We start from the raw sequence: 10289 nt of genomic DNA on the forward strand, positions 1-10289 counted from the left end.
CCAACGGCCAGCTGAGGCCTAAATTGTTAAAGCGGATAACCAAATCACTGATGGTTGCCCGGCCAATATTTAAAGCCTGAGAGATTTGCCTGTCGCTTAGTCTGGCCTCAAATTTAAGACGGAATATATCCAGATAAGTTTGCATATCTGTCCTTACCATTTTCTTTTTACGTGTCATGACTACTCCGGCAAACAGTTAAAAAACTGTTATGCCAAAGTCCGTAAAACGAAGGAAGAACAAACTGGCCGGACGATACCGAAACAGGTGGCCGGATAAGGCCGAAATCAGTGGCCGGATGATACCGAAATGGGTGGCCGACTCATGCCGAAATCGCTGGCCGGATCATCCCGAAATACGCAACCTTGACCGTTGGGATCACAGCAGGGTTTGCGATATCATTAGCGGTGATGACCGCAATAACGGTGAGTGGTGGCCCTGTTCAACCTAATGCAATGTTAGACTCAATTGTGGTTGCGAGAGAAAAGATGAGAGACATTAGTACCTTTGAAGATTTGCTTCTGTTTGATGATAACCTTAAAAACAAGACTGAGCATACATCCAGAGTAGCGACTATTTTGGGCAGCAAAGCTATGTATCGGAACAATATCCAGCATACCTTGGCCCTGGAATTAGATGCGATACTTGATGCTTCGGAACAGGCAGGTATTGTGAACTTTGGAAGCAATAAAAGCAAAGTTCATGCTGCTTTGCATCGCATCAATTAGTGTGTGAAGCTGCAATTGGCCGATACGATATAGAGGATATAATGTAATGGAAAAAACACTCTCAATACAATCAATCTCTGTTTTGGCTCACCTAGTCATACTATTTTTAATATTAGGGATCCCTGGGCTCATTAGCCTTGTTGTTGTTATTGTTGGCAAGACTAATGCAATATTGACTTTGGGGATTGCATTGGTTGCCAGCGCACCCATTTATCTGTTTATTCTGTACAGTTTATTGAGCGCGCAAATAAAGATTTCACCAAATACATTAACTGTAAAAGCCGGATTCTATGAAGTTTCGATACCCAGAAATTCGATCGAGATTGAACAGATCCAGCGATTGGATAACTTGACTGATCCTAGTTTTCGTCCCAAGGTACGCACTAACGGAATTGGCTTGCTCATCGCTAATTTCGGATGGTTTGAATCTCCCTCGTCTCGGCAGTTGTTTATGGTTCAGACTAGAGATAAAGATTTAGTATATATACCTGCATCGACCGGTGTTGCTTTGATTCTGACACCCGAATCCTCGATAGAGTTAATGGATGCGTTAATGACCACAGAGTAAGAACCCAATAATTGCTAAAAAGGCAACTATCAGGTAGGGAAGGGGAGAACCCAGAAAAGAAAGGTCTTTTTGAGCTGTTTCACATACTGTCTCACGGTTAGCATACTTAATAGGGAAGAAAAACAACGCAACAGTAGCGACAGCGGTAACAACCACAAAGAGGCCTTTATAGGGTGTGGCAAAAATTGAAATAAAGCTACTCAGCCATACCAAAATAACCAACGTTCTGAGCATTGTGCCTCCTAACTAATTACATTTTTTCTCGACCGCTTTTGCCAGATAAATTCCAATGTGCCTATGGTTACAAAAAGACATTCTGTTATTCGGTTTTGTCTTTAAACTCACACAAATCTTCAATAAGGCAGCTGCCACAGCGCGGTTTACGCGCTACGCAGGTATAGCGGCCGTGCAGGATAAGCCAGTGGTGCACGTCGAGCTTAAACTCGTTGGGCACCACTTTAAGCAATTTGTGTTCTACCTCGTCGACATTTTTACCCGGTGCCAGCTTAGTGCGGTTAGATACGCGAAAAATATGCGTATCTACTGCTATGGTGGGCCAGCCAAACGCAGTGTTCAGCACCACATTGGCAGTTTTACGGCCAACGCCGGGCAGGGCTTCGAGTGCTTCGCGGTTTTCCGGCACTTCGCCGCCGTGTTGTTCTACCAGTATACGGCAGGTTTTAATCACATTTTCGGCTTTGGTATTAAACAGGCCAATGGTTTTTATGTAGTGCTTTACGCCGTCTACGCCTAAATCCAGCATTGCCTGCGGGGTGCGCGCGGCCGGGAATAAATGTTTGGTAGCTTTATTCACCCCCACATCGGTGGCCTGGGCAGATAACAGCACTGCTATCAGCAGCTCAAATGGCGAGCTGTACTCCAGCTCGGTAGTGGGCGTTGGGTTAGCCGCACGCAGGCGGCTGAGTATTTCAATGCGTTTTTGTTTATTCATCTGTTTTTTTACTGCGCAGCGCCGGTAATGCGGGCTCGGGCAATACTGCCTTTTTCCACCGTTTTCTGCTGTTTAAGTTTATTATCAATAACGTTTTTCAGCGCAATCAGCAAGCCCATACCAAGGAATGCACCGGGTGGCAGCATCGCCAGCAAAAAATGGCTGTCGGCGTGGAACACTTCTACCCGTAGTGCTTTGGCCCAGTCACCCAGCAATAAGTCGGCACCGTCAAACAAAGTGCCCTGGCCAAGTACTTCGCGCATGGCGCCCAGTACCAGTAATACCAGCATAAAACCTAAGCCCATCATAATGGCGTCGATGGCAGAGGGCAGCACCGGGTTTTTTGAGGCAAAGGCTTCAGCCCGGCCGATAATGGCGCAGTTAGTGACGATTAAGGGAATAAAAATACCCAGAGACAGGTACAGATCATAGGTATAAGCATTCATCAGCAGTTGCACCACGGTAACCAGGCTGGCAATAATTAACACAAACACCGGAATACGAATTTCGCTGGCAACGTGGTTACGTACCAAAGATACGGCGATATTAGAGCCGAGCAGCACCAACAGGGTTGCAGCCCCCAGCCCCAGCGCATTGGTAACGGTGGCGGTAACGGCCAGCAGCGGGCACAGGCCCAGCAGCTGCACCAGGCCGGGGTTGTTTTTCCATAAACCCTGCAGGGTTAATTCTTTAAACTGACTCATTGTGGCCTCGTTATAGGGCGCAGTTGGCCGGGATGTCGGCAAGTTCAGGCTGTTGCTGTATCAGCAGAGCGGCATTGCGTACTGCATGTATTACTGCGCGCGGCGTAATAGTGGCGCCGGTAAATTGATCAAAATCACCGCCATCTTTGCGCACTGTCCATTTACCGGCGTTGTCGTCGGTTACTGTTTTACCGCTAAAGCTGAAAATCCATGGCGAGCGGCGGGCTTCTATTTTGTCACCCAGGCCCGGTGTTTCTTTATGATCCAGTACCCGGCTGCCTAAAATAGTGCCGTCCGGGGTTAAGGCGACTATTAAATCAATATTACCGCTGTAGCCATTTGGTGCTGTGGTTTCGACAATAAAGCCTGCCAGCTCGCCATTCTGGCGCCAGCGATACACTGCTTGCGCGCTGCTGCGGCCCAACAGTGCTTCATTGGTTACCAGCAGACAATCCTGCAGTAATGACTGGCTGGCGTCTACACCGGGCAGTACTTCAGACAATATAGCCAGCTTACTGGCCAGCAGTTGCTCGCTGATACGGGGGGCAGTTTGCTGGTTTACCAGGCTGAGTATGGCTACACAAAACACGGCAGCGGCGCCAAGCGCCAGGGCATTTTTGCTGATGGCTCGGATCATTTTAGTTCGCTCCGTGGCCGGTGGCCGTAAGTACGGGGCCGGGTATAGTAATCAATTAACGGCACGGCCATATTGGCCAGCAATACGGCAAAGGCATAGGCGTCAGGGTAGCCACCAAAATTGCGGATTAAAAACACCAGCAGACCAATCAGGGCACCGTAGACCAAACGGCCTTTGTTGGTGGTAGAGGCTGACACAGGATCGGTAGCAATAAAAAACGCTGCCAGCATAGTGCCGCCACTAAACAGATGAAACAGCGGCCCGGCGATGGTATCCGGCGCGGCCAGAGTGGCAATAGCAGATAACACAAACAGGCTGGCAATAACGGCCAGCGGAATACGCCAACTAATAATTTTCTGCTGAATAAGCAATAAACCACCGGCCAGATAGGCCAGGTTTAGCCACAACCAGCCGGTACCGGCAAAGGCAAAAAACACCGGCCGGTTCAGGCTTTCATCCAGTGTCAGGCCGCGGGCCAGATCGGTACGCAAGGTGTCCAGCGGCGTGGCCATGGTAATACCATCTATATTGGCTTGTAGCTGGGGCAGGCTAAAACCACTGCAGCTGTAGTGCGTAAAAATACTGCAGACAGCGTCCAGCGGGGTTAAATCAACACTTTGCAAAGACAGTGGCGGCAGCCACTGCGTCATTTGCAGCGGGAATGACACCAGCAGCAATACATAAGCTGCCATAGCCGGGTTAAACAGATTATTGCCCAGGCCGCCGTAAAGTTGTTTAACCATAATAATGGCAAAGGCAGTGCCAATAACAATGATCCACCAGGGCGCATAGGGCGGTATGGCTATCGCCAGTAATACCGCAGTCAGCAAGGCACTGTTGTCTTTTAAGCGGGCGAATACCGGCTTGCCGCGTAATTTTAAGATCAGCGCTTCGCTTAGCCAGGCAGTAACGATTGCCAGTACTAACTGGATAAGTACACCATAGCCAAATAGTACCGCCTGCACGGCAATACCGGGTAAACATGCCAGTGCCACCAGGCGCATGATATGCGCTGTGCTGCGTTGGTTATGCTGATGTGGCGAGCTGGCTATTTTAAAACTCATGAGTTCTCACTGTCGGCTTGTTTACGTGCTTTGGCGCGGGCAATGGCTGCGGCAATGGCCGCTTTACGCGGATCTTCTGTTACAACAGCATCTGGCACAACGGCATCTGCTACAACCGCATCTGTTGCACTGACTGCCGTTTGCCCGCTGGGCTCAGCATTGGCCTGCTTTTTTGCTTTGGCGCGAGCCAGCGCTGCGGCGACAGCGGCTTTGCGCGGATCTTCTGCAGCGGCATCAGACACTGCGACTGGTTCATTTACTGCCCCGGCTGTAGTGAGTGGTGCGCTGGTGTCGTTTTCATTTTCAGTTTGCGCCTGTTGCTTAGCTTTAGCCCTGGCGATAGCGGCAGCAATAGCTGCTTTACGTGGATCAGTTTCTGCTGATACCACTGCCTCGTCACTTTTGTCAGTGCCTGGTGCCGGTATTACTTGCTGTTCTGTCGCATGTTGCTCTGTTGCCTGGGCAGCTTTTTTGGCCTGAGCGCGGGCAATAGCTGCGGCTAAGGCAGCCGCTTTGATGTCGGTATTTACAGTTGCTGCCGGCGTTTGCTCTGGCTGTCCGTTGGGCTGTTCCGCGGCTTGCTGCTGCGCGTTTTGTTGTTGCTCTTTTTGTTGTTGGGCTTTTTGTTGCTGATGCGCACGCGCCTGCTGTTTTTTCAGCTCACGCTCGGCCAGAATTTGCTCTTTACTGCGCTCATCTGCTGGTGCCGCCTGTGCCTGTTTGGCTTTAATACGTGCCAGGGCGTCGGCTACAGCGGTATTGGCGCCACTGGCCAGTTGTTGTTGCTGCCGGGCAGCTGCCAGTTGTTGGTTACGTTGCTGCCGTTCTTGCTTCTCTTGCTCTAACCTGGCGTTGCGGGCTTCAAAGCGGGCTTTGGCCTGTTCGGCTTTTAACGCTTCGCGCTGCTGCTCGCGAATATCGGCTTTGGCCACACGGTAATACTGCACCAGAGGAATTTCACTCGGGCAGACATAAGCACAGGCGCCACATTCAATGCAGTCGGCCAGGTTATATTCTTGCAGCTTATCGCTGTCTTTGGCTTTGCTGTACCACAACAATTGTTGTGGTAATAAACTGGCCGGGCAGGCATCAGCACAGGCACTGCAACGAATACAATCCATTTCTGTACTGGCTGCCGGCAGCTCTTGTGCGGTGGGGGCCAGTATACAGTTGGTGGTTTTAACTACCGGTACGCTTAAATCGGGCAGGGTAAAGCCCATCATGGGCCCGCCCATTATAACCCGCTGTTGTGGCTGGCTTTGAAAGCCGCAGGCATCAAGTAAAGCGGACACCGGAGTACCGAGCAATGCCAGCACATTTTGTGGCTGGTTTAAGGTGTCGCCAGCAACGGTAACAATGCGTGACAGCAGCGGGTGGTCGTCCAGCACTGCCTGGGCGATAGCAAAGGCGGTACCGACGTTTTGCATAACGATGCCAATATCGGCAGGGCGGCGGCCATTGGGCACTTCTTTATTGGTTAGCAGCTGAATAAGCTGTTTTTCACCACCAGACGGATACTTAGTTGGCACTATGCGCACATAGTAGTGCTCGCGCTGGCTGCAGGCGGCCATCATTGCCGCAGCGGCTATAGGTTTGTCATCTTCAATGCCAATTAATACCGCTTTGGGGTTAAGCAAGCGGCACAGAATATCAATACCTTTAACAATAGTGGTGGCGGCTTCCTGCATCAGTAAATCATCGGCGCTGATGTAGGGTTCGCATTCAACCGCGTTAATAATCAGATAATCGACCGGTTGGGTAAGACCGGCTTTAATATGGGTAGGAAAACCGGCGCCGCCCATACCTGCTATACCGCTGTCCTGAATACGGCTGAGCAACGTCATATTGTCGCAGGTTAAAAAATTAAGCGGCTCGCGTTGGCGCCACTCGTCCAGACCATCGGGTTCCAGCACCAGGGTCAGTTCCGGCAATGCCGAAGGGTGCGGGCTGGTATGCGGCGTTATACTCAATACTGTGCCTGAGGTGGGGGCGTGCACCGGCACGGCCATAGAGTTATCTGCGCCGGTGAGTTGCTGGCCTTTTAATACTCTTTCACCGACCTTTACCAGTAACTGGCCAGCCACACCAATATGCTGTCGCAGCGGCAAATACAGCCGGTCTGGTATCGGTAATACGGCGATCGGTTTTTGATTCGTTTGCTCTTTGCGGCCCGGTGGGTGAATGCCGCCATGGAAATCCCATAGCTTACCGGCCTGAATTTGCTGAAATAAACCTGGCATGGCGTTACTCCACCATCCGAACCGGAATTGCCGCTAAATCCCACTTCCAGCGCTCTGGTGTGGTGGCAACCGGTATCATATCAATACAATCTACCGGGCAGGGTTCAACACAGAGATCGCAACCTGTGCATTCGTCTGCCAGTACTGTGTGCATCAGTTTGGATGCGCCGACAATGGCATCAACCGGGCACGCCTGAATACATTTGGTACAACCTATACACTCATCTTCACGGATATAAGCAACACGTTTTACGTTTTCGGTCTGCGCTTCGTTCAGGGGTTTGGCTTCAACACCCATTAAATCGGCCAGTTTACGAATAGTGGCTTCACCGCCCGGCGGGCACTTATTAATATCATCGCCGTTGGCGATTGCTTGCGCATAAGGCCGGCAACCGGGGTAACCACATTGGCCGCACTGGGTTTGCGGTAGTATGTCGTCAATTTGTTCAACCAGCGGGTCGCTTTCTACTTTAAAGCGAATGGCGGCATAACCCAGCACAGCACCAAATATCAGCGCCAGTGTACCTAAAGCAATCAGGGCAGTGAGTAAAGTCATCAGGCTTTTACCAGGCCGGTAAAGCCCATAAAGGCCAGAGACATTAAACCGGCAGTGATCATGGCAATAGCGGCACCTTTAAACGGTACCGGCACATCGGCCGCTGCCAGCCGTTCACGCATGGCGGCAAACAGGATCAATACCAGAGAGAAGCCAGCCGCTGCACCAAAGCCGTAAATCACGGAATTAATAAAGTTATGTCGTTCATTGACATTTAACAGCGCCACGCCAAGCACGGCGCAGTTGGTGGTAATAAGCGGCAAAAAAATACCTAATAAGCGATACAGAGTAGGGCTGGTTTTATGCACGACCATTTCAGTAAACTGCACGACTACTGCTATAACCAGAATAAATGCCAGCGTACGCAGATAAAGTAAATCAAGCGGTGCCAGCAGGTAGTGATCAACCAGATAACTGCATAGTGAGGCTAAGGTAAGCACAAAGGTAGTGGCCAGCGACATACCAATGGCCGTTTCCAGTTTGCCGGACACACCCATAAAGGGGCACAGGCCAAGAAACTTTACCAGTACAAAGTTATTTACCAGCACAGTACTGATTAACAACAGCAGAAATTCAGTCATCGTATCGCTCAGGCAAAAATCAGGCGCATATTATGCAATTAAGCGGCTTGTGACACAACCAGACAAAGCGTAGGGGCTTGGCGGCTGGTATTTGTAACAGCCACCGTTGTGGTATTAAATTGGCGCGGGCTTACCGATGTAATACCCCTGATTGCCATCAATAAACAGGGATTCCAGCATATGTTTTTCTTCCTGGGTTTCAACACTTTCAGCAAAGACGCCGACACCAATACGGTGGGCTAAGTCGATCATCAGCCGCATAAAATACTGGTTGTTTTTATCATCATTAATATGGCGGGTGTAGCTGCCATCCATTTTGACGTAATCGGGCTTCAGATCACGGAAAAACTTAAATGAGGTAATACCGACACCAAATTTTTCTACGGTGACACGGGCACCGGCGCGGTGCACCATATCAATAAAGCGTTTGCTGGTTTTCAGGTTTTGCTGCAAACCAAACTCAGTGACTTCAAATATCAGTTTGGCAGCGATATGGGCATCTTTTAATAAACGCCGCTCCAGCCAGATAATAAACTGGTCGTCGTGCACACAACGGGCAGACAGGTTTAAACCAAAATATTGATCCTGCAGGTTTTTATTTTTAATAGTGGTTAACGCCGTTTCAATGATCAGCCGGTCAACCTGTACTATGCGGTCCAGTTTTTCTGCCATAGCTAAAAACGAGGCGGTAGGCAGTACCTGGTTTTCCTGAGTTTTAAACCGCACAAGAATTTCAGAGTAAGCTTTGGCTGAACGGTTAGCCGGTTGAATAAGTTGCACCAGCAGGGCGATGCGGTGATTGGTCAGCACGTCATCAATAACATTGCGCCAGTTCTGGTTACCGTAACTGCCATTGGTCATATCTAAACCGGACGATTCTTTTTGCAGATGCCAGGCATTAGGTTGTTTGGTTTGTGCCAGGCTGATAGAGGTATCGGCCACGGCCAGCAGCTCACCCAGGGCTTTACCGGATTCATAACTGACCAGGCCTGAATAGGCAACTGAATCAAGCTCAGCCATTTTTTGATATTCATTCAGCCTGCTTTGCAGTTGCAGGGCAAAGTTTTCCGCTTCTTTGGGCGTGACTCTTGGCAGCAAAATGCCAAAGTCTGAGCTATTTAGCCGGTAAACGCGGTTGTCTTTATAATTGTCGGCCAGTTTTTTAACGATAGTGGCTACTTCACGAATATAGCTGTCACCTTCCTGATAGCCGCGGGTTTGGTTTAATGCCTGCAGCTCGGTACAGCGGGTAATAGCAAAAACACCAAAATCGTTTTGCTCGTTCTGGCGGATGTTTTCTTCATAATATTGCACAAAGCGGTTGCGGTTTGGTAAATCGGTAACCGGATCTTTATAAGCTTCTTCAGCAATCTGATGCGCATTGCTGGTCATTTCGTTGTACTGGCTGCGGGTGTAATGTGCCAGCTTTTGTAAAGCGACATTAATATCGGCAAATTCCGGCGGAATTTTATTCCAGTCGGGCTCGCTTTTTTGTGGATCAACAATAAAGCGGTCAATTAAATCGTTAACTGCAGCGGTGGTGCGCTTATAGCTGCGGTTAATGCTGCTTTTGCTCATCAGCACCGGCAACCAGCCGATAACAAAAGGCGCTAATATCAGTAGTAACACTAATTGCAAAAATGCTTGTAAGCGCTGGCTGAAATCCAGCTGATAGCTGATTTGAATATTCTGATCCTGATTGCGCACAGTTTGCTGTTTAAACTCACTGCCAAACAGTTCCAGTACCGCAGTAGCAACAGCCGCGTTATTGTTATTCTGGTTTTGTTCATGCAATACCGTGCCATCTAACTGGCTGATACGTAAACTTTTTAAGGCGAAGCTGCGGTCGAGCTGGCGGCTGAGTATTTTGCCGTCACCGGTAAGGTGGTGGCTGAGAATTTGCTCAATGGCTACGGTGGCGTGTTGTTGATCGTTATCCAGTTGTTGTTGGGTGTACAGCACCAGAGCGGTCAGGGCGATGGCTGCTAATAAAAACGCAGACAGCAGTTGGCTGATAAGCAAAGTACGGAATATTCTCATAAGCAATGACCACCAGATTAACTGTTTCCTTGTCCTAACGCTTAATATAGGTTTAGGCAGGCGCAATAGAAAGCTAATTAAATCAAAAAAATAGTGGGAAATAAACAAATAGCGACAGACGCAGGGAAAACAGCAGTTGAGTTTGGCTCCCCAGACTGGACTCGAACCAGTGACCTACGGATTAACAGTCCGCCGCTCTAACCAACTGAGCTACTAGGGAA

The 10289-nt window shown here is 49.5% G+C and carries 11 protein-coding genes and 1 tRNA gene; 2 read left to right on the forward strand and 10 right to left on the reverse strand.

The features are described 5' to 3' along the window. Positions 1-363: 363 nt before the first annotated feature. Complete coding sequence (locus BLW68_RS11325; protein ID WP_143039952.1) at positions 364-726, forward strand: hypothetical protein; 363 nt, start codon at positions 364-366, stop codon at positions 724-726. Between the two features lie 46 nt (positions 727-772). Continuing rightward, positions 773-1294 carry a PH domain-containing protein gene (locus BLW68_RS11330; protein WP_092793358.1) on the forward strand — a complete coding sequence of 174 codons (522 nt, stop codon included), beginning with the start codon at positions 773-775 and terminating at the stop codon, positions 1292-1294. Here the strand turns inward: BLW68_RS11330 and BLW68_RS11335 are convergent. From BLW68_RS11335 to BLW68_RS11380, 10 genes are all read right to left on the reverse strand, one after another. Beyond that, the gene (locus BLW68_RS11335) at positions 1277-1528 is read right to left on the reverse strand and encodes a hypothetical protein (RefSeq protein ID WP_092793361.1); all 252 of its coding nucleotides are present in this window, start codon (positions 1526-1528) and stop codon (positions 1277-1279) included. The genes BLW68_RS11330 and BLW68_RS11335 overlap by 18 nt on opposite strands. 85 nt (positions 1529-1613) lie before the next feature. Then, on the reverse strand, positions 1614-2246 hold the full coding sequence (gene nth, locus BLW68_RS11340; RefSeq protein ID WP_092793363.1) for an endonuclease III: 633 nt from the start codon (positions 2244-2246) through the stop codon (positions 1614-1616). Positions 2247-2254: 8 nt separating this feature from the next. Further along, positions 2255-2950 carry an electron transport complex subunit E gene (locus tag BLW68_RS11345; RefSeq protein WP_092793365.1) on the reverse strand — a complete coding sequence of 232 codons (696 nt, stop codon included), beginning with the start codon at positions 2948-2950 and terminating at the stop codon, positions 2255-2257. 10 nt (positions 2951-2960) lie between these two features. Beyond that, positions 2961-3587, reverse strand: coding sequence for an electron transport complex subunit RsxG (gene rsxG / locus BLW68_RS11350; protein ID WP_092793368.1), 627 nt, complete (start codon positions 3585-3587; stop codon positions 2961-2963). Further along, positions 3584-4651, reverse strand: a complete 1068-nt coding sequence (rsxD, locus tag BLW68_RS11355; RefSeq protein ID WP_092793370.1) for an electron transport complex subunit RsxD — start codon at positions 4649-4651, stop codon at positions 3584-3586. Before rsxD ends, rsxG begins: the two co-directional genes overlap by 4 nt. Beyond that, positions 4648-6891: an electron transport complex subunit RsxC gene (rsxC, locus tag BLW68_RS11360; protein ID WP_092793372.1), complete on the reverse strand. Its 2244-nt coding sequence runs from the start codon at positions 6889-6891 to the stop codon at positions 4648-4650. The genes rsxD and rsxC overlap by 4 nt, the downstream gene beginning before the upstream one ends. Before the next feature lie 4 nt (positions 6892-6895). Further along, positions 6896-7447: an electron transport complex subunit RsxB gene (rsxB, locus tag BLW68_RS11365; RefSeq protein ID WP_092793374.1), complete on the reverse strand. Its 552-nt coding sequence runs from the start codon at positions 7445-7447 to the stop codon at positions 6896-6898. Next, positions 7447-8028 (reverse strand): electron transport complex subunit RsxA, encoded by a 582-nt coding sequence (gene rsxA / locus BLW68_RS11370; protein ID WP_092793376.1) that lies wholly within the window; start codon positions 8026-8028, stop codon positions 7447-7449. Before rsxA ends, rsxB begins: the two co-directional genes overlap by 1 nt. A gap of 114 nt (positions 8029-8142) precedes the next feature. Continuing rightward, complete coding sequence (locus BLW68_RS11375; protein WP_092793378.1) at positions 8143-10068, reverse strand: EAL domain-containing protein; 1926 nt, start codon at positions 10066-10068, stop codon at positions 8143-8145. 143 nt (positions 10069-10211) lie between these two features. Beyond that, positions 10212-10288 (reverse strand) — tRNA-Asn (locus BLW68_RS11380). Position 10289: the final 1 nt, after the last annotated feature.

The organism is Rheinheimera pacifica (genome assembly GCF_900108485.1).
Lineage (GTDB): Bacteria > Pseudomonadota > Gammaproteobacteria > Enterobacterales > Alteromonadaceae > Alishewanella > Alishewanella pacifica.

Excerpts from the sequence above, each read along its gene's own strand:
- BLW68_RS11330 (WP_092793358.1), top strand. The coding sequence starts at position 773 with ATGGAAAAAACACTCTCAATACAATCAATCTCTGTTTTGGCTCACCTA.
- BLW68_RS11335 (WP_092793361.1), bottom strand. The coding sequence starts at position 1,528 with ATGCTCAGAACGTTGGTTATTTTGGTATGGCTGAGTAGCTTTATTTCA.
- nth (WP_092793363.1), bottom strand. The coding sequence starts at position 2,246 with ATGAATAAACAAAAACGCATTGAAATACTCAGCCGCCTGCGTGCGGCT.
- BLW68_RS11345 (WP_092793365.1), bottom strand. The coding sequence starts at position 2,950 with ATGAGTCAGTTTAAAGAATTAACCCTGCAGGGTTTATGGAAAAACAAC.
- rsxG (WP_092793368.1), bottom strand. The coding sequence starts at position 3,587 with ATGATCCGAGCCATCAGCAAAAATGCCCTGGCGCTTGGCGCCGCTGCC.
- rsxD (WP_092793370.1), bottom strand. The coding sequence starts at position 4,651 with ATGAGTTTTAAAATAGCCAGCTCGCCACATCAGCATAACCAACGCAGC.
- rsxC (WP_092793372.1), bottom strand. The coding sequence starts at position 6,891 with ATGCCAGGTTTATTTCAGCAAATTCAGGCCGGTAAGCTATGGGATTTC.
- rsxB (WP_092793374.1), bottom strand. The coding sequence starts at position 7,447 with ATGACTTTACTCACTGCCCTGATTGCTTTAGGTACACTGGCGCTGATA.
- rsxA (WP_092793376.1), bottom strand. The coding sequence starts at position 8,028 with ATGACTGAATTTCTGCTGTTGTTAATCAGTACTGTGCTGGTAAATAAC.
- BLW68_RS11375 (WP_092793378.1), bottom strand. The coding sequence starts at position 10,068 with ATGAGAATATTCCGTACTTTGCTTATCAGCCAACTGCTGTCTGCGTTT.